The sequence below is a fragment of the Lentibacter sp. genome, assembly GCF_965658795.1.
Classification (GTDB): Bacteria; Pseudomonadota; Alphaproteobacteria; order Rhodobacterales; family Rhodobacteraceae; genus Lentibacter.
In genome coordinates, this window is sequence record NZ_CBFHTG010000001.1 from 234,743 (window position 1) to 252,449 (window position 17,707).

At 58.3% G+C, this 17,707-nt stretch carries 19 protein-coding genes; 13 read left to right on the forward strand and 6 right to left on the reverse strand.

Features of this window, described 5'->3' with window-relative positions; translation table 11 throughout:
• Nucleotides 1–150 precede the first annotated feature (150 nt).
• Nucleotides 151–900 (forward strand): YebC/PmpR family DNA-binding transcriptional regulator, encoded by a 750-nt coding sequence (locus tag ACTG3X_RS01250; RefSeq protein WP_439109401.1) that lies wholly within the window; start codon nucleotides 151–153, stop codon nucleotides 898–900.
• 22 nt (nucleotides 901–922) lie between these two features.
• Here ACTG3X_RS01250 and ACTG3X_RS01255 read toward each other — a convergent pair whose 3' ends face one another.
• The gene (locus ACTG3X_RS01255) at nucleotides 923–1,828 is read right to left on the reverse strand and encodes a LysR family transcriptional regulator ArgP (protein WP_439109402.1); all 906 of its coding nucleotides are present in this window, start codon (nucleotides 1,826–1,828) and stop codon (nucleotides 923–925) included.
• 90 nt (nucleotides 1,829–1,918) lie between these two features.
• Here ACTG3X_RS01255 and ACTG3X_RS01260 point away from each other — a divergent pair, with 90 nt between their 5' ends.
• Nucleotides 1,919–2,512: a LysE/ArgO family amino acid transporter gene (locus tag ACTG3X_RS01260; RefSeq protein WP_439109403.1), complete on the forward strand. Its 594-nt coding sequence runs from the start codon at nucleotides 1,919–1,921 to the stop codon at nucleotides 2,510–2,512.
• 49 nt (nucleotides 2,513–2,561) lie between these two features.
• Nucleotides 2,562–3,467, forward strand: coding sequence for a DMT family transporter (locus ACTG3X_RS01265; protein ID WP_439109404.1), 906 nt, complete (start codon nucleotides 2,562–2,564; stop codon nucleotides 3,465–3,467).
• A 35-nt stretch (nucleotides 3,468–3,502) separates the two neighbouring features.
• Here the strand turns inward: ACTG3X_RS01265 and choV are convergent, their stop codons facing one another.
• The 3 genes from choV to choX form a co-directional block, all read right to left on the reverse strand.
• The gene (choV, locus tag ACTG3X_RS01270) at nucleotides 3,503–4,534 is read right to left on the reverse strand and encodes a choline ABC transporter ATP-binding protein (protein ID WP_439109405.1); all 1,032 of its coding nucleotides are present in this window, start codon (nucleotides 4,532–4,534) and stop codon (nucleotides 3,503–3,505) included.
• Nucleotides 4,531–5,388, reverse strand: a complete 858-nt coding sequence (gene choW, locus ACTG3X_RS01275; protein ID WP_439109406.1) for a choline ABC transporter permease subunit — start codon at nucleotides 5,386–5,388, stop codon at nucleotides 4,531–4,533. The genes choV and choW overlap by 4 nt, the downstream gene beginning before the upstream one ends.
• 99 nt (nucleotides 5,389–5,487) lie before the next feature.
• Nucleotides 5,488–6,417: a choline ABC transporter substrate-binding protein gene (gene choX / locus ACTG3X_RS01280; protein WP_439109407.1), complete on the reverse strand. Its 930-nt coding sequence runs from the start codon at nucleotides 6,415–6,417 to the stop codon at nucleotides 5,488–5,490.
• Nucleotides 6,418–6,506: 89 nt separating this feature from the next.
• Here choX and betI point away from each other — a divergent pair, with 89 nt between their 5' ends.
• The 5 genes from betI (at nucleotide 6,507) to ACTG3X_RS01305 (ending at nucleotide 11,336) form a co-directional block, all read left to right on the forward strand.
• Nucleotides 6,507–7,088: a choline-binding transcriptional repressor BetI gene (gene betI, locus ACTG3X_RS01285; protein WP_439109408.1), complete on the forward strand. Its 582-nt coding sequence runs from the start codon at nucleotides 6,507–6,509 to the stop codon at nucleotides 7,086–7,088.
• Nucleotides 7,085–8,593, forward strand: a complete 1,509-nt coding sequence (gene betC / locus ACTG3X_RS01290; protein WP_439109409.1) for a choline-sulfatase — start codon at nucleotides 7,085–7,087, stop codon at nucleotides 8,591–8,593. The genes betI and betC overlap by 4 nt, the downstream gene beginning before the upstream one ends.
• Nucleotides 8,594–8,595: 2 nt before the next feature.
• Nucleotides 8,596–10,254 (forward strand): choline dehydrogenase, encoded by a 1,659-nt coding sequence (gene betA, locus ACTG3X_RS01295; protein WP_439109410.1) that lies wholly within the window; start codon nucleotides 8,596–8,598, stop codon nucleotides 10,252–10,254.
• Nucleotides 10,255–10,316: 62 nt separating this feature from the next.
• Nucleotides 10,317–10,991, forward strand: coding sequence for a thermonuclease family protein (locus tag ACTG3X_RS01300; RefSeq protein ID WP_439109411.1), 675 nt, complete (start codon nucleotides 10,317–10,319; stop codon nucleotides 10,989–10,991).
• A 108-nt stretch (nucleotides 10,992–11,099) separates the two neighbouring features.
• Nucleotides 11,100–11,336, forward strand: a complete 237-nt coding sequence (locus ACTG3X_RS01305) for a YdcH family protein (RefSeq protein WP_439109412.1) — start codon at nucleotides 11,100–11,102, stop codon at nucleotides 11,334–11,336.
• Nucleotides 11,337–11,404: 68 nt separating this feature from the next.
• Here ACTG3X_RS01305 and ACTG3X_RS01310 read toward each other — a convergent pair whose 3' ends face one another.
• The gene (locus tag ACTG3X_RS01310; protein ID WP_439109413.1) at nucleotides 11,405–12,796 is read right to left on the reverse strand and encodes a helix-turn-helix domain-containing protein; all 1,392 of its coding nucleotides are present in this window, start codon (nucleotides 12,794–12,796) and stop codon (nucleotides 11,405–11,407) included.
• A 108-nt stretch (nucleotides 12,797–12,904) separates the two neighbouring features.
• Entirely contained in the window at nucleotides 12,905–14,122 is a 1,218-nt protein-coding gene (locus ACTG3X_RS01315) for a multidrug effflux MFS transporter (protein WP_439109414.1), read from the reverse strand.
• A 180-nt stretch (nucleotides 14,123–14,302) separates the two neighbouring features.
• On the opposite strand from ACTG3X_RS01315, the gene ACTG3X_RS01320 reads away from it, so the two are divergent.
• From ACTG3X_RS01320 to ACTG3X_RS01340, 5 genes are all read left to right on the forward strand, one after another.
• Nucleotides 14,303–15,835 (forward strand): acyl-CoA carboxylase subunit beta, encoded by a 1,533-nt coding sequence (locus tag ACTG3X_RS01320; RefSeq protein ID WP_439109415.1) that lies wholly within the window; start codon nucleotides 14,303–14,305, stop codon nucleotides 15,833–15,835.
• 10 nt (nucleotides 15,836–15,845) lie between these two features.
• Nucleotides 15,846–16,253, forward strand: coding sequence for a DUF6497 family protein (locus ACTG3X_RS01325; RefSeq protein ID WP_439109416.1), 408 nt, complete (start codon nucleotides 15,846–15,848; stop codon nucleotides 16,251–16,253).
• Between the two features lie 214 nt (nucleotides 16,254–16,467).
• The gene (locus ACTG3X_RS01330) at nucleotides 16,468–16,617 is read left to right on the forward strand and encodes a hypothetical protein (RefSeq protein ID WP_439109417.1); all 150 of its coding nucleotides are present in this window, start codon (nucleotides 16,468–16,470) and stop codon (nucleotides 16,615–16,617) included.
• An 81-nt stretch (nucleotides 16,618–16,698) separates the two neighbouring features.
• Nucleotides 16,699–17,070 (forward strand): hypothetical protein, encoded by a 372-nt coding sequence (locus ACTG3X_RS01335; RefSeq protein WP_439109418.1) that lies wholly within the window; start codon nucleotides 16,699–16,701, stop codon nucleotides 17,068–17,070.
• 325 nt (nucleotides 17,071–17,395) lie between these two features.
• Nucleotides 17,396–17,602: a hypothetical protein gene (locus ACTG3X_RS01340; protein WP_439109419.1), complete on the forward strand. Its 207-nt coding sequence runs from the start codon at nucleotides 17,396–17,398 to the stop codon at nucleotides 17,600–17,602.
• The last annotated feature ends 105 nt before the right edge of the window (nucleotides 17,603–17,707 follow it).

Here is a 17,707-nt window from a genome sequence, read left to right on the forward strand (position 1 = left end):
GGGAGAGGTTCGACGGGAAAAATCGCTGTTTCACGTCTTCTGTGCAATTTGGGCGCCTTTCGCGGCTCGGGCGTGTGCCAAAGGTTGAACAGCACCGTATGGATCACTTATAGAGAGCGCAACACAAGGCATCGTGATCAGGAGCATACCATGGCAGGCCATTCCAAATGGGCAAATATTCAACACCGCAAAGGGCGTCAGGACAAACTGCGCTCAAAGCTGTTTTCAAAGTTTTCTAAAGAGATCACGGTTGCCGCAAAGATGGGCGACCCTGACCCCGAAAAGAACCCACGCCTGCGCCTTGCAGTGAAAGAGGCCAAGAGCCAGTCGATGCCGAAAGACAACATCGAGCGCGCGATCAAGAAAGCGATTGGCGGTGAAGGCGAGGCCTATGAAGAGATCCGTTATGAGGGCTACGGGCCGAACGGTGTGGCTGTGATTGTCGAGACGATGACCGACAACCGCAACCGCACGGCAAGCAATGTGCGTTCGCTGTTTACAAAAAACGGCGGCAATCTGGGCGAGACGGGCTCTGTTGGCTTCATGTTTGATCGCAAGGGCGCTGTGAGCTACCCCGCCAGCGTTGGCGATGCAGACACTGTGATGATGGCGGCGATCGAGGCTGGTGCCGAAGACGTCGAGAGCGGTGACGAAGAGCATATTATCTGGTGTGCCGATACCGACCTGAACGAAGTGTCCAATGCGCTGGAAGCCGAGCTTGGCGAGAGTGACAGCACCAAGCTTATCTGGCGCCCCACGACGACGACGGACATGGGCCTTGAAGATATGCAAAAGCTGATGAAGCTTATTGATGCGCTGGAAGATGATGACGATGTCCAGACTGTCACAACAAACTTTGAGGCCTCTGACGAGGTTATGGCGCAGTTGGGCGAAGAGTAAGCCCCTCTGACACAAGGCGAGATTAAGGGCGTTGGGCTGTCAGTGGCTCCAGCGCCCTTTTTGCTGTGTGACACAATTTGTCTGTGACCTCTGCAAGCGCGGGCGCAAGGATGCGGCTGACTTGCCAGTAGAGGCCCGTATCAAGGCGGCTGTCGGGTTTGAGCTCGACAAGGGTGCCGCGCGCGAGGTGTTCGGCGACAAGGCTCTCCGGATTGAGCGCCCAGCCAAGGCCCGCAAGCGTGGCCTGAACAAAGCCGGTGGTTGAGGGCACAAAGTGCACAGGAGGATGCAGCCCGGCGCTGATGTGGCGCTTGAGCCAGTTCGGCTGGAGCGCATCATTCAGGCTAAAGCGCAGCATAGGAGCCATGGCCATCGCCGCAGGTGTGGCCCCATCGGGTAGCCACTTGTGAATGAACTCCGGCGCGGCGGTTGCGACATAGCGCATGGCGCCGAGCTTGTGCACATTGCAGCCCTGCACGGGGCTTTGTTGGGTTGTGACCGCGGCCATGACCTCGCCGCGGCGCAACCAGTCGGCAGACACGGTTTCGTCATCTACCATAAGCTCAAAGCTAAATTGCCCTGTGTCATCCAATGCGGCGGGCAGCCATGTGGCGAGGCTGTCGGCGTTGACCGCGATGCGGACGCGCTGGGAAGAGTGTGATCTTGGGCCGCCAAGCCCCAAGCTGCGGGCGAGGTCGGCTTCCATCAGCGCGACGGCATCAGCGTGTGCGGCCAGCCTGAGGCCTGCGGCGGTGCCTCGGCAGGGGGTGCTGCGCTCCACCAAGATACAGCCAAAACTGTCTTCCAGCGCCTTCAGCCTTTGGGAAATGGCCGATTGGGTGACGCCAAGAGCCGCTGCGGCTGCTTCAAAGCTGCCTTGACGCAGGATTTCGGCGAGCGCTGCGAGCTGCTTTGTGTCGAGGGACATAAGCCATCCTAATGTTCGTTTAGCTGTATTCGTTTGTTTTATGCGCCTGCCCTCGGTAGGCATAGGAACAAGTCGAGGAGACACAAGAATATGCAGGCTGCAGCAGCTGGTTTTGCCCTTGGGCTTTCGCTTATTTTGGCCATTGGCGCGCAAAACGCTTTTGTGCTGCGCCAAGGTATTCGCCGTGAGCACGTTTTTGCAGCGGTGCTGACCTGTGCCATTTCTGACGCGCTGCTCATTGCCGTTGGCGTGGCCGGGTTTGGCGCGCTGGCCGAAGCGCTGCCGTGGCTTGAGAGCGTAATGCGATATGGGGGGGCTGCATTTTTGGTCTGGTATGGCGCGCACAATTTTCTGGCCGCATGGCGCGGTGGGCAGGCGCTTGAGACAGAGGGGCGTGTGCGCAGCTCGCTAAAAGGGGTTTTGGGAACGGTGTTGATGCTCACCTGGCTCAACCCGCATGTTTACCTTGATACCGTTGTTTTGCTGGGCTCGATTAGCGCGCAATGGGAGAACAAGCTTGGGTTTGCACTTGGTGCGATGACGTCGAGCTTTGTGTTTTTCTTCTCGCTGGGCTATGGCGCGCGGCTTTTGCGACCGTTCTTTGCAAAGCCGCGCTCGTGGCAGATTTTGGATGCTGTTGTCGGCGCAACCATGTGGGCGATTGCGGTGAAGCTCGTTCTCTAAAGCGCGTTTTGCCCTTGCAGGGGGCAGGGCTTCGTGGCTTTCTTAACAGATGAATGAAAAGAACGCCTACCAGCCTGTTATGGGTGTGATCTGGATGCTTGTGACGGGGCTGCTTTTTGTCGCCGTGACGGCGCTTGTGAAGTTCAACGGAACACGCATTCCAGCAGCTGAGTCCGCATTCTTGCGCTACGCTATGGGGCTGGTTTTTCTGATCCCTATGGTTGGCGCTATGCGCAAAGCCCATTTGACCCTGCGCCAGCACAAGCTCTTCTGGCTGCGCGGCATTGCCCACACCGGCGGCGTGACGCTTTGGTTTTATGCCATGGCGCGAATCCCGATCGCGGATGTCACGGCGATGAACTATCTCTCCCCGATCTATGTCACTTTGGGGGCAGCGCTGTTTTTGGGGGAAAAGCTCGCGCTGCGGCGGATCCTGGCCGTTGTCGCGGCACTTGTCGGCGCGCTGATCATTCTGCGGCCAGGCTTTCGAGAAGTTGGGCCAGGGCATTTGGCCATGGTTTTTGCCGCAGTGTTCTTTGCCACATCGTATCTCGTTGCCAAGCTCATGTCAGATGAAACCAACCCCGCTGTTGTGGTGACCATGCTGTCTGTCACTGTGACAGTTGGGCTTGCGCCGCTCGCTCTTGCCAACTGGGTCACACCCACGGCGGGGGAGCTGGCTGTGCTCTTTGCTGTGGCGGCCCTCGCGACGGCGGGGCATTTTACGATGTCGATGGCCTTTGCCGCCGCGCCTGTAACGGTGACCCAGCCTGTCAGCTTCTTGCAGCTGGTTTGGGCTGTGGTTCTGGGCGCGGTTGTTTTCAACGAGGGCATTGACCCTTGGGTCGTGGTCGGTGGCCTTGTGATTATTGGCTCTATTGCCTTTATCACAATGCGCGAGGCTGCGCTGAAACGAAAGATGCGCACACCTGCTGTGCCAGCGACCAAATTCTAACCCTGACAAGGCCTGCGATGGCTGCGCCCTCTCCCTTAGCTTGCGGGGGCGAGAAGGCGGTCGAGGATCGCTGTTTTGGTGATCTGTCCGATGGCAGCACCCTTTTCAACCACCTGAACAGGAGCCTCTTGCGCCCGGAAATGCTCCATCAGCGATGAGAGTTTCGCATCCGCGGCGACAGTGCCTTTTGCGGCTTTTGTCAGGGGTTCCATAACATCTCGTGGTGTCAGAACGCCAAGAGGGTTCATATGGGCGACGAACTCGGCAACATAAGGGTTGGCGGGGTTTGTGTAGATTTCTTGTGGGGTGCCGCATTGCACGATGCGCCCCCCCTCCATGATGGCGATACGGCCGCCCAGCTTGAAGGCTTCGTCAAGGTCGTGTGAGACAAATATGATCGTACGCCCCAGCCGCGCTTGAAGCTCTAGCAGCTCGTCTTGCAGGCGGGTGCGAATGAGCGGATCGAGCGCTGAGAAGGGTTCGTCCATGAGCAGAATAGGGGCGTTTGTGGCAAATGCGCGTGCCAAGCCGACGCGTTGCTGCATCCCGCCTGAGAGCTCTGCGACTTTGCGGTCAGCCCAATCTGTGAGGCCGACAAGCTCAAGCTGTTCGCGTATGATGTCGCGCCGCTCCGGGGCAGCTAGGCCGCCAAACTCAAGCCCGAGGCCGACATTTTCGGCAACGGTACGCCATGGCAGCAGCCCGAACTGCTGGAAGACCATCGAGACTTGGGTGAGGCGCATTTCGCGCAATTCTGCTGCGCTGGCTTGGGTGACCGAGCGCATGCCACCTTGGCCAGACACGCTGACGTTGCCGCGTGCAACAGGGTTGAGCCCGTTGACTGCGCGCAAGAGCGTTGACTTGCCCGAACCTGACAGCCCCATCAGCACAAGGATTTCGCCTTTGGCCACATCAAGGCTGCAATTGTGGACGCCCAGAACCTGGCCTGTTTGGTCTTGGATCTCGGCGCGGCTCTGGCCTGCGTCCATCAAGGGGAGGGCTTTGGCAGGTGTCGGGCCAAAGACGATTGAGACGTTGTCAAAGGAAACGGCTGTTTCGGATGTCATGTTTTTGCCTCCACGCGCAGCATTCTATCAAGGGCGATGGCGACGGCGACAATGACCAAGCCGCTCTCAAAGCCGAGAGAGGCATTGACCGTGTTGAGCGCACGCACCACCGGTACACCAAGCCCGTCTGCGCCAACGAGCGCCGCGATGACAACCATCGACAGGGAGAGCATGATTGTCTGGTTCAGGCCTGCCATGATCTGGGGCAGGGCCGAGGGCAGCTCAACGCGCCACAAGAGCTGACGGGGGGTCGCGCCAAAGGCGCGGGCAGCCTCGATAAGTGTCACAGGGGTGCGGGAAATGCCAAGTTGCGTGAGCCTGATGGGGGCGGGCAAAACGAATATGAATGTGGCCACAAGGCCCGGGACCATGCCAATACCGAACAGAACGATCATCGGGATGAGGTATACAAAGGTGGGGATGGTTTGCATCATGTCGAGCACAGGGAGCATGGCTTGGTATACGCGCGGGCGATGGGCTGCGTAGATGCCGATGGGCACGCCGACGCCCATGCAGAATATGCCAGCAAACAAGATAAGCGCGAGGCTTTCTGTGGCCTCTTCCCAATAGCCCTGATTGATCACAAAGCCAAAGCAGAGCACCACAAGCAAAGTCCGCTTCCAAGAGCGTTGCAGCACCCATGTGAGGGCCGCAAAAAGCGCAACGACTATGAGGGGCGGGGGAAACTGCAAGAGAAAAAGCGCCCCGTCAATGGAGGCGCTGAGGAGGGTTTCAAGCACATCAAACGCGCCACCAAAGCTATCGGTCAGCCAGTCAAAACCTGCCGCAATGGTTTTGCCGATTTCAAGTTTGCCATCGTCATCAATAAGAGTTTGGAGCCATTGCCAGCGCATGAGATCTGTCCTTGGGGCGCTCGGTGCGCTTGTCGGTTTTGAGGTGTATATATCGTGGGTCAAAAAGGCGGGCCATGGTCTGGCCCGCCCAAATCTGCTTTACATGCCAAGAGCCGCTTTGAGGGCTGCTGCCGCGTCGCCACCATCTTTTGTGGTCACGCCGTCAAGCCATGCCATGGCTGCATCAGGGTTGGCTTTGAGCCACGCTGTGGCGGCTTCGGCCGGATCTGCACCATCGTTCAGGATCGCGCCCATGATTTCGTTTTCCATGGCGAGTGAAAACTTGAGGTTGCCCAAGAGCGCGCCGACATTTGCACATTCTTCAACATAGCCTGCGCGTGTGTTGGTGTAGACGGTTGCGCCGCCAAAGTTTGGGCCGAAGTACGCGTCGCCACCTGTCAGATAGCCCATTTCAAAATTGGCGTTCATGGGGTGTGGCTCCCACCCGAGGAAGACGATCGGCTCGCCTTTCTTATTGGCGCGATCCACCTGTGACAGCATGCCTTGCTCGGAGCTTTCGGCCACTTCAAACCCGTTCAGATCAAACGCGTTGCTGTCGATCATGGTTTCGATCAGGCGGTTGCCGTCATTGCCGGGCTCGATGCCGAAAATCTTGTCATCCAGCGCGTCGCGGTGTGTGGCGATATCGGCAAAGTCCTTGATGCCCAAGTCCATCGCGGCCTTGTTGACGGCGAGAGTATATTTTGCGCCTTCGAGGTTTTCGCGCACAGTTTCAACCGTGCCTGCCTCGCGGTAGGGGGCGATGTCGGCTTCCATTGTCGGCATCCAGTTGCCGAGGAACACATCGATATCGCCTTGGGCCATGGCTGTGTATGTGACGGGCACAGACAACAGCTTGATGTCGGTTTCATAACCGAGCGCTTCCAGCACGGTCGTGGTTGCGGCTGTGGTGGCTGTGATGTCAGTCCAGCCAACGTCCGAGAATGTGATTTTATCGCATGCGCCGTCTGCAAAGGCTGATGTGGCTGCAAATAGAGCCATTGTGGATAGGGTGAACTTCAAACTCATTCTTCTTTCTCCTGTTGAGGGCGTTTTTATTGATTGACGCATCAATAAAAACAAAACAATCTCTGCATCGCAACTGAAGAGGCGCTGCAATGCCGAAACTTGGGATGGAGCCTATTCGAAGACAGGCTCTCGTAAAAGCAACTATTGCCGAAATTGGCCAACACGGGACGCTTGATGTGACCGTGAGCCAGATTGCGCGGCGTGCGGGCATGTCGAGTGCTTTGGCGCACCACTATTTTGGCGGCAAAGAGCAGATTTTCGTTGCCGCGATGCGCTATACGATGGGCGTTTATGCGGCGGAAGTACGGGGCGCGCTTGTGATGGCGCAGGGTGCGGCGCAACGCATCGAGGCGATTGTGCGGGCGTCGTTTTCAAGCCGCAACTTTCGCAGTGAGACGGTGGCCGCATGGCTGAACTTTTATGTCTTGGCGCAGGTGTCACCGGAAGCGAAGCGCCTTTTGAACATTTATCACCGCCGCTTGCGCTCTAACCTTGCCCATGCGCTGCGCCCGCTTGTTGGAGACAGGGCCGAGGCCGCAGCGAGCCGCGTCGCGGCTTTGATCGACGGTGTGTATTTGCGCCAATCACTGGGTGAGGCGGAGCCAAACGGCGCACGCGCGCTCGAACAAATCATGGGTTATGTCCAGCTTGAGCTGGGAGAGGTAAAATGACCAAGCCGAATATTCTTATCATCATGGTGGATCAGCTCAATGGCACCTTCTTTCCGGATGGGCCAGCAGAGTGGCTTCATGCCCCCAACTTGAAAAAGCTGGCGGCGCGCTCGACCCGCTTCAAGAACGCCTACACGGCCAGCCCGCTGTGCGCGCCCGGTCGGGCTGCGTTTATGACAGGCCAATTGCCAAGCGCGACCGGGGTCTATGACAATGCGGCCGAGTTTGCTTCAAGTCTGCCGACATATGCCCACCATCTGCGCCGCGCGGGCTATCAGACCTGTTTGAGCGGGAAGATGCACTTTGTCGGGCCTGACCAGCTTCATGGCTTTGAGGAACGGATGACCACGGATATTTATCCGCCCGACTTCGGCTGGACGCCAGATTACCGCAAACCGGGGGAGCGGATCGACTGGTGGTATCATAATATGGGGTCTGTCACGGGGGCAGGCGTTGCCGAGATCACCAACCAGCTCGAGTATGATGACGAAGTGGCCTATCATGCGACGCGCAAGATTTATGACTACGGGCGCGGTCTTGATACGCGGCCTTGGTGCATGACGGTGAGCTTTACCCACCCCCATGACCCCTATGTGGCGCGCAAGAAATACTGGGATTTGTACGAGGATTGCGCGCATCTTCTGCCTGATGTGCCAGCCTTTGACTATGAGGACCACGACCCGCACAGCCAGCGCATTTTTGATGCCAATGACTGGCGCTCTTTTGACATTACAGAAGACAATATACGCCGGTCGCGGCGCGCTTATTTTGCCAATATTTCCTACCTCGATGACAAGGTTGGCGAAATTCTGGATGCCTTGGACGCAACACGTCAGGAGGCGACAATTCTATTTGTCTCTGATCATGGGGATATGCTCGGGGAACGTGGATTGTGGTTTAAGATGAGCTTTCTGGAAGGCTCGGCGCGTGTGCCCATGATGATTGCTGCGCCGCAGATGGCGGCGGGGCTGGTGGAGACGCCTGTGAGCAATATCGACGTCTGCCCCACGCTGTGTGACCTTGCCGGTGTGAGTATGGACGAGGTGATGCCCTGGACGACGGGAGAGAGCCTTGTGAAGCTAGGGCAAGACGGGGTGCGCAAAAGCCCTGTGGCCATGGAATATGCGGCAGAAGCAAGCTATTCGCCATTGGTGTGTTTGCGTCAAGACAAGTGGAAGTATACCAACTGCGCGCTCGACCCCGAGCAGCTCTTTGACCTTGAGGCTGATCCGCATGAGCGCACCAATCTGGCGGGCGAAACCGATGCGGCAGATGTCTTGGAGACGTTTCGCATGATGGCCGCGGAACGCTGGGATCTGGAGGCGTTTGACGCGGATGTGCGCCAAAGTCAGGCGCGACGGTGGGTGGTTTATGAGGCGTTGCGAGAGGGCGGATACTTCCCTTGGGATTACCAGCCGCTGCAAAAAGCCTCCGAGCGCTACATGCGCAACCACATGGACCTCAACGTGTTGGAAGAAAACCAGCGCTTTCCGCGAGGGGAATAAACATGCAAGCAGACTATGTGATTGTCGGCGCAGGCTCTGCGGGCTGTGCCATGGCCTACCGTTTGAGTGAGGCCGGAAAGTCAGTCATCGTGATTGAGCATGGGGGCACAGATGCGGGGCCGCTGATCCAGATGCCTGCGGCGCTCAGCTATCCGATGAATATGAAGCGGTATGACTGGGGCTACATGACGGAGCCTGAGCCGCATTTGGGCGGGCGGCGTCTGGTTGCGCCCCGTGGTAAAGTGGTTGGTGGGTCAAGTTCGATCAATGGGATGGTCTATGTGCGCGGCCATGCGCGGGACTTTGACCACTGGCGTGACAGCGGCGCTGAGGGCTGGGGCTATGCGGATGTGCTCCCCTACTACAAGAGAATGGAAAGCTGGGACGATGGCGGCCACGGTGGCGACCCTGCATGGCGAGGCACAGACGGGCCGCTGCATGTAAGCCGAGGGCCGCGCAAAAACCCCTTGTTTCATGCTTTTGTCGAGGCAGGGCGACAGGCGGGCTACCCTGTGACGGCTGATTACAATGGTGAGCAACAAGAAGGCTTTGGCGCCTTTGAGCAGACGGTGCACAAGGGGCGGCGCTGGTCAGCGGCAAATGCCTATCTTAAGCCAGCATTGGCGCGGGAAAACTGCACGTTGGTGCGCGGTTTGGCGGAGAAAGTCGTGATCGAGGACGGGCGCGCCACGGGCGTGCAGATCAAGCGCGGGGGCAGGAGTGAGGTCATCCATGCGCGTGCGGAGGTGATCTTGGCAGCGAGCGCGTTTAACTCGCCCAAGTTGTTGATGCTGTCCGGCATTGGCCCAGCAGCCCATCTGGCGGAGCACGGGATTGAGGTTGTCGCGGATCGTAAGGGCGTGGGGCAGAATTTGCAGGACCATCTGGAGATGTATATCCAGTATGCCTCCAAGCTGCCGATCACGCTTTATAAGCACTGGAACCTGTTTTCAAAGGCTCTGATTGGGGCGCAGTGGCTCTTTACAAAGACGGGGCTAGGGGCGTCGAACAACTTTGAGAGCTGCGCGTTTATCCGCAGCCGGGCGGGGATTGAGTATCCTGATATTCAGTACCATTTTCTGCCAATCGCGGTGCGCTATGACGGGCAGACTGTGGCCGAAGGTCATGGCTTTCAGGCCCATACCGGGCCAATGCGTTCGGCCTCGCGCGGGGCGGTAACGCTGCGGTCTTCCGACCCTGTAGATGCACCGAAAATTCTTTTTAATTACATGAGTTTGGAGAGTGATTGGGAAGACTTTCGCCGCTGTATCCGGCTGACGCGGGAGATCTTTGGGCAAGAGGCCTTTGCGCCTTATGTGAAGCACGAAATCCAGCCCGGTATGGCCGCCCAGAGCGATGATGAGCTGAACGATGTTATTCGCGAACATGCCGAGAGCGCCTACCATCCCTGTGGTACGTGTAAAATGGGCCGCAGAGAGGACCCTTGGGCTGTGGTCGACCCTGAGTGCCGTGTCATTGGTGTTGAGGGGTTGCGTGTGGCAGACAGCTCGATTTTCCCAAGGATTACAAACGGTAACCTCAACGGGCCGTCTATCATGACAGGTGAAAAAGCGAGCGATCACATCCTCGGGCGTGCGCCTTTGGCGGCGGCCAACGAGGTGCCTTGGGTGCATCCTGAGTGGCGGTCAAAGCAGCGTTAACCCAGTCTTTTTTTCGCGTTGAGCTGACGCCAGCCTGAGCGCATATTAACCAAATGTTAAGAATGGTTAATATCGCATCGGCCGCGCTTTTGGCGTCTCTTCTCTGTGTTCCGGGCTATGGGGCAGCGGATGTGGCAGGGCGTATGGACATTGTGGATGGCGATACCGCTCATGTGGCGGGCCAAACCATACGGTTTTTCGGGATTGATGCGCCTGAGGCTGGCCAGACGTGCCAGAACGCTGATGGAGGTATTTGGGCCTGTGGCAAATGGGTGACCGAGCGCACGCGCGCGCGCTTTCAAGGCAAGCAGGCACGCTGTGTCGAGGTGGATCGCGACCGCTACGGGCGCATCGTTGCGCGCTGTACTGCCGATGGCACAGATGTGGGCCGGTGGCTCGTGCAAGAGGGGCTGGCCTTTGCCTATCGCAAATATGCGATGGACTATGACCTTGATGAAAAGCGCGCCGCGATCACTGATAAGGGCCTTCACGGAAGCCTCGTGCAAGACCCTGCCGCCTTTCGTGCGGCGCGGGTGAACGGGCAGAGCACCGGGCGCGTCGCCCCTGATGCGAGCTGTGCGATCAAGGGCAATATCTCGTCCAAAGGGGTGCGGATCTATCATGTGCGCGGACAGGAGCACTATGAGCGCACGTCGATCAACACAGCCAAAGGCGAGCGCTGGTTCTGCTCTGATGCCGAAGCGCGCGCGGCGGGGTGGCGGAAAGCCAAGCGATAGCCGCGCGCGCGCATGGCGTGCGATTTTTGATTTTTATTGATTGGGATCAAGGTGGGGCGGCGTGGCAGGCCTTAGGCTCTTTTGTGACACATGAACAGGAGACAGAGCATGTCAAACACGCCACACGAACTTCACGAAGAATTCCCAGAATTTGCCAGCAAAGTCGGTGAATTGAAGGCTTCAGATGCGCATTTTGCACGTCTTGCCGAGGAGTATCACGAGATAAACCGCGCGGTGCATCGCGCTGAAACAAATGTAGAGCCTGTTGGCCAGTTTGCCGAGGAAGAGATGCGCAAAAAGCGCGGCGCTCTGAAGGACGAAATCTACAAGATGCTGTCGGCCTAAGCCCTTTTGCAAAGTGATAGACAGGCGGTGGGGAGACCTGCCGCCTTTTTTTGCGGCCCCGTCTGCGCTCAGCCGACTTCGTATGGCAAGACGCCGCGGCTGTCGGGGTTGATGGTGAGGCGGCGCTCCAGCGGGGGCACAGACCGCTGGTGGCAGTTGGTGCGCTCGCAAATGCGGCACGAAATCCCGATGGGTTCAAAGCTCTGACGCTCGCTCACATCCAGTCCGTCAGCGTAGACGATCTCGCTGGCATGCGCGACATCGCAGCCAAGGGCGATGGCAAAGCGGCGGGTGGGTGCGCCGAACTGTCCACCCGTTTTGCTCACGTCACGCGCGATAGAAATGTAGCGCACGCCATCGGGTGTTTCGGCAAGTTGGCGCAGAAAGCGGCCCGGTGTCTCAAACGCGCGGTGCACGTTCCAGAGCGGACAAGCGCCGCCGAAGCGCGCAAATTGCAGCCGCGTGGCGGAGTGGCGTTTGGTGATTGTGCCTGCCTGATCGACGCGCACGAAGAAGAACGGCACACCCTTGGCGCCCGGGCGCTGGAGCGTGGAGAGGCGGTGCGCCACCTGCTCGATAGAGGCCCCGAAGCGGCGCGCGAGCATTTCCAGATCATGCCGTGTTTCGCGCGCGGCGGCGAGAAAGGCGGTGTAGGGCATGAGCGCGGCCCCTGCGAAGTAGTTTGCAAGGCCGATTTTGGCGATGGTGCGCGCCTCGGGCGACTGGAAACGCGCCAGATCAAGGGTGGCCTCTATGAGCTTGTTTTGTTTGAGAAGCGCCAGCTGTAGCAAGAGCTGGAAGTTGCGTGTGCCAAGGCTTGAACGCGTGGAAAGCGTGAGCGTGCGCGTTTCGCGGTCAAAGTTGCGCAGCTCGGCGCGGTCAAGCTCGTGGACAGTGATGCCTTCATCGCGCAGGGCGCGCACGGCTGTTTGGCGGATATCGCTGCTTTGGGCGGCAAAATGCTCGGCGGCGCGATCCACAGCATCAATGTAGTTGTCACAATAGTGAAAGAAGTCACGCACCTCATCCCATGGGCTGGCTTGGGGGCGGGCGTCTTCGCGCCCCAGTGCTTCGTCAAGCGATGCAAGGCGCTCATGGGTCTGGCGGTAGGCGTTGTGGAGGGCCAGAAAGGCCCGCGCAAGACCCGGTGCATTGGACGCGGCGAGGCGCAAGTCGGCCAGCGGGGGCGGGTCATCGGCAAAGACGGGGTCTGCCATCGCTTCGCGCATATCCGAGACAAGGCGCTCGCTGTCAGCCGAGGTGAGCTCGGTCACATCAAAGCCGAATTCCTGCGCAAGGCCCAGAACAACCGTGGTTGAGACGGGGCGCTTGTTGTTCTCCATCTGGTTCAGATAGGGCAGGGAGACGCCGAGCTTCTGGGCGAAATCCTTCTGGGTGAGGCCAAGGCGGTTGCGGGTTTCGCGCAGCTTGGCACCTGCGTAGAGTTTTTGCTGGGGCATGAGGCGACCCTGTAAGGTTTGCAAATTAGCTTGGCTGACACTGTGCCTTTGCAAAGCCTGTCTGGCAAGCTCTGGATACGTGTTTGCGCAAAACCTTTGTCAGCCGCTCTATGAGAGGTGCAGGCGCTTTTCGCGGCGGTTGACCAGCATGATGACGCCAAGAGCCGCCACGCAGCAGAGCATCATCAGGGTGATAAGCGGCAAGTCTGTTGAGCCGGGTTTGAGCAAGGCACCTGCGATGGCCGAGAGGGCTGCGCCGCCCCCGATCATGATGGCGCTGCCAAGGCCTGCGGCTGTTCCTGCGAGATGTGGGCGCACCGAAAGCATTCCGGCCTGGGCATTGGGGATGACCATCCCGTTGCCGATCCCGAGGATCATGACGCAGCTGAAGAAGGCCGCGGGAGAGCCTGCGCCCGAGAGGCTCAAGAGGAGAGCAGGCAAAAGCGCTGTTGCGCAGATCACATTGCCCCAAAAGATCATCGCGTTGATGCCGATGCGCGCCGAAAAGCGGGCTGTGATGAAATTGCCGACGAAGTAGCCGGCCCCCGGGGCTGCGAAGTAAAGCCCGAGCTGATCAGGGGAGAGGCCGTAGACCTGAACGCCCACAAAGGGCGCGCCGCCGAGGTAGGCAAAGAATGCACCCGACGAGAGAGCCGAGGCCATGCAATAGCCCCAGAAGCGCGGCGATCTGAGCAGCTCGGGATACTCGCCAAACTGCTGGCGCAGCGTGTTGGTGCTTGGGGCGGCGGTCTCGGCCAGATCAAACCATGTCACCACAAAGAGCGCGATGCCGCAGGCAAAGAGCATCCAGAAGCTGGCGTGCCAGCCATACCAGACCTCAAGGATACCGCCGATTGCGGGCGCAATCATGGGGACGAGCGACATGCCCATGGTCACATAGCCGATCATCGAGGCGGCTTGGTCTTGGGGGTAGATGTCGCGCACGACGGCGCGCGCCAAGACCATGGCGACAGCGATGACGGCTTGGAACATCCGGAAGACCATGAAAACTTCGGCATTTGGCGCCATGAGGCAGCCGAGAGTGGCGAGGTTGAACAGCCCCAAGCCCCACAAGATCACGATGCGGCGGCCGTATTTGTCGGAGATCGGGCCAATGAAAAGCTGCAAGAACCCGTTGATCGCCAGATAGAGCGCCACCGAAAGCTGCATGAAGGCGTATTCGGTGTTGAAGTAGGCGGTCATCCCGTCGAGAGAAGGCAGGAAGATGTTCATGGCGAGCGCTGACAGGCCTGTCAGGCAGACGAGCGTCATGATGTGGGGCGGTGTCGTTCTGTCAAAGAAGCGACTCTTGGGGAGCATTTGCATTCTCAAAGGCCTAGGCCTCGATTTTGGCAAAGTCCAGATGGCGCGGGCAGGCCGTTGCGTTATTTGCAGTTATGCAATTAGCCAATAATATTCGGAGTATAGTTTGCAAATTTGCCGCTTTGAGCTTTTGAGGAGGCTTGCAAGCCTGTATAGACAGGTAAAACCATAAGGGGACGTATGATGAAAGACATTCTCCAGAAGCTCGAAGAGCACCGTGCACAAGCGCGCCTTGGCGGCGGCGAAAAGCGGATCGCGTCGCAGCACAGCAAAGGCAAGCTCACAGCGCGTGAGCGGGTCGAGCTCTTGCTTGATGAGGGCAGTTTTGAAGAATTTGACATGTTCAAAACGCACCGCTGCACCGATTTTGGCATGGAAAAGCAAAAGCCTGCTGGCGATGGCGTCATCACGGGCTGGGGCACGATCAACGGCCGTATGGTTTATGTCTTCTCTCAGGACTTCACGGTTCTGGGCGGCTCTGTGTCGGCGACACATGCCGAGAAAATCTGCAAGATCATGGATATGGCGATGCAAAATGGCGCGCCTGTGATCGGGATCAACGACTCAGGTGGGGCGCGTATTCAGGAGGGTGTCGATAGCCTTGCAGGCTACGGCGAAGTCTTTAAGCGCAATATTCAAGCCTCTGGCGTTGTGCCGCAGATCAGCTTGATCATGGGCCCATGCGCTGGTGGCGCGGTGTATTCACCGGCGATGACTGACTTTATCTTTATGGTCAAAGACAGCTCCTACATGTTTGTGACCGGGCCTGACGTGGTCAAGACCGTGACCAACGAGCAAGTGACAGCGGAAGAGCTGGGCGGTGCATCGACTCACACGAAAAAGTCTTCTGTCGCGGATGCGGCGTTTGAAAATGATGTCGAGGCCATCGCCGAAGTGCGCCGCCTTGTTGATTTCTTGCCGATGAACAACAAGGAAAAGCCGCCTGTGCGCCCGTTCTTTGACGAGCCGCACCGTGCGGAAGCCAGCCTTGATACGCTGATTCCCGAGAACCCGAACCAGCCTTACGATATGAAAGAGCTGATCTTGAAGATCGCCGATGAGGGCGATTTTTACGAAATTCAGGCCGATTTTGCGGGCAATATCATCACGGGGTTCATGCGCCTTGAAGGCCAGACCGTGGGCGTTGTTGCCAACCAGCCGATGGTTTTGGCAGGCGTGCTGGATATTGACAGCTCGCGCAAAGCCGCGCGGTTTGTCCGCTTCTGTGATTGCTTTGAAATTCCGATCCTGACGCTTGTGGATGTGCCGGGCTTCCTGCCCGGAACGGGGCAGGAGTATCGCGGTGTGATCAAGCACGGGGCGAAGCTTCTGTTTGCCTACGGTGAAGCGACTGTCCCCAAGGTGACAGTGATCACGCGTAAGGCCTATGGTGGCGCTTATGTTGTGATGAGCTCAAAGCACCTTCAGGGTGACTTCAACTACGCTTGGCCAACATCGGAAATCGCGGTGATGGGTGCCAAGGGCGCAACAGAGATTATCCACCGCGCCGATGCGGGCGATGCGGAGAAGATCGCGCAGCATGCAGCAGACTATGAAGAGCGCTTTGCGAACCCCTTTGTGGCGGCTGAGCGTGGCTTTATCGACGAGGTGATCATGCCGCACAGCACACGTAAGCGTGTCAGCCGTGCCTTTGCGAGCCTTCGCAACAAAAAGCTCTCTATGCCGTGGAAAAAACACGACAATATTCCGCTGTAAGGGCCAATTGATGCGCGCGTCTTTCTCTTCCTTGCTGGCTACAGGTTTGGCTCTTTCGGGCCTGCCTGCGGCTGGGCAAAGCCTGCCGAGCTTGCCTTCGGGGCTTTCGCCGGAGCTGCTGGAAGAGTTTGTTGAGGTGAAACCTGACGGCATGTTTACCTATGCGCGCTTTCGGTTTGTTGTGCCGGAGCTGGGGCAGGAGGCTGGGCAGGGGTTTGACGCGTTGGTGGATGATTTTATGACGTTGTGTCAGGATTATGCTGTGCCCCGACTTCAAGGAAACCCCGAAACGATTGACCGCGTGATGATATCTTACTCGGATAAACCTCTGGAGTTTGGTGTCAGTGACGCGGGTGTTGTGCAGTATTTTGAGCAATTTACGCTTCAGGACGGTGTCTGCATATGGGAGCAGTTTTGATGCAACCACAACATATTGCGACCTTAGGCTCAGCCGATGTGGCATTAGCTGCATTCGCGCCACAGAGTGGCATGATCGCGCCGGGAAGATATTGGAAATCCTGCAAATCTGCTATGATGCGCGGATGCGCTCCCGTTGGAGCGCGCATCTCGTATGAGAGGCAGGACGCGGAGAACTCTCCGCTCATGTCAGAGCAAAATGACAGGAGTAAACAATGTCAAAGACACTTAAAGCCCTTTGTGCCCTCGGCCTCGTGGCCACTGTATCAGCCTGCGGCAGCAGCTCGACACCTGACGACACCTATGTCGTCGTTGATCCGGCGCCCATCTCGGTTGAGCCATCCTACACCGGCAAGTACAAATAAGAGTTTCAGAGGGCGGGCTTTGCGGCCCGCCTTCGCCCCGACCGCTTTTTTTGATGAACCCTCACAGAAGGAGGAGGCATCATGCTAAAGCACCGTGGCTTCCCTGGCCGGCTTTCCGGCACCGACTTCCAGTTTGTTATCCGCCGCGCCAACCCGCGAGGCGTGACGCCCATTACAACGCGCGAGCGCTTCCGCGACCGCAGGCCTGCGGACAAGCGCGCCGATGTGGCCTTTATGGCAGCGCTTTGGGCGCATTTCGGCGATGAGCCCTTTGAGCGCGGAAACCTTGATGCAGGGCGTATCTCGTGGCTGTTCGGCCGTGAGGTTGTCGCCGCAGAAGATCCGTTTGACCCTGCAAGCTACGATGCGCTTCTGCGGATCAATGTAGAGGCTGCGCAGGTCGCTTTCCCTGATATCTTTGACGGCACTTATGTTGAAGAGGGGCAGGCATGATTTTGCCGAGCCAATCTGTATTTGAGCAGGGAACAGCTCAGTTCGGAGCGGTTCCGGACGTGCCTCTTTCGCCGCAGGCAGGCCTGTGTAATGCTCAGAATGTGATGGTTGCCCGACCTCGGGCGCAGAGCGGTTGCTCTGCCCGTTACCCTTCCTCTGCAGGGCGTCGCGGCTGCCCCCAACGTCGCGCGTCCTGCTTTTTTTCGGCCACAGGTGGCAAGAAGTCGCCGTCTGCGAGTTTGGCACTGCGACGCTTTATGCCTAATCTTTGGAGCATAGGAGCCGCGCAGACGGCTCTGAACAAACCAAAGCGAGGCAAAGAGACATGCGAAGATTTACAAAATACGTTGCAGCCCTCAGTGCGGCTGTGCTGCTCAGCGGATGCGGTGACACCTTTGGCGAGCAAGCCCTCATGGGCAGCGGCGCAGGTGTTGCAGCGGCCGCAGTCACCAAGGGCGATCTTGCCACCGGTGCGCTCATCGGCGCGGTTGGCAACGTTGCCTACTGCCAGACATACCCGTCCCGTTGCTAACGGCGTAGCGGGCGCCCTTTCGGGGGCCAAAACCTATCAGAAGCCAGCTGCGGAGTGCTCCGTGGCTGGCTTTTTTCGTGACCAGATACGGGTGCAAACCAGACC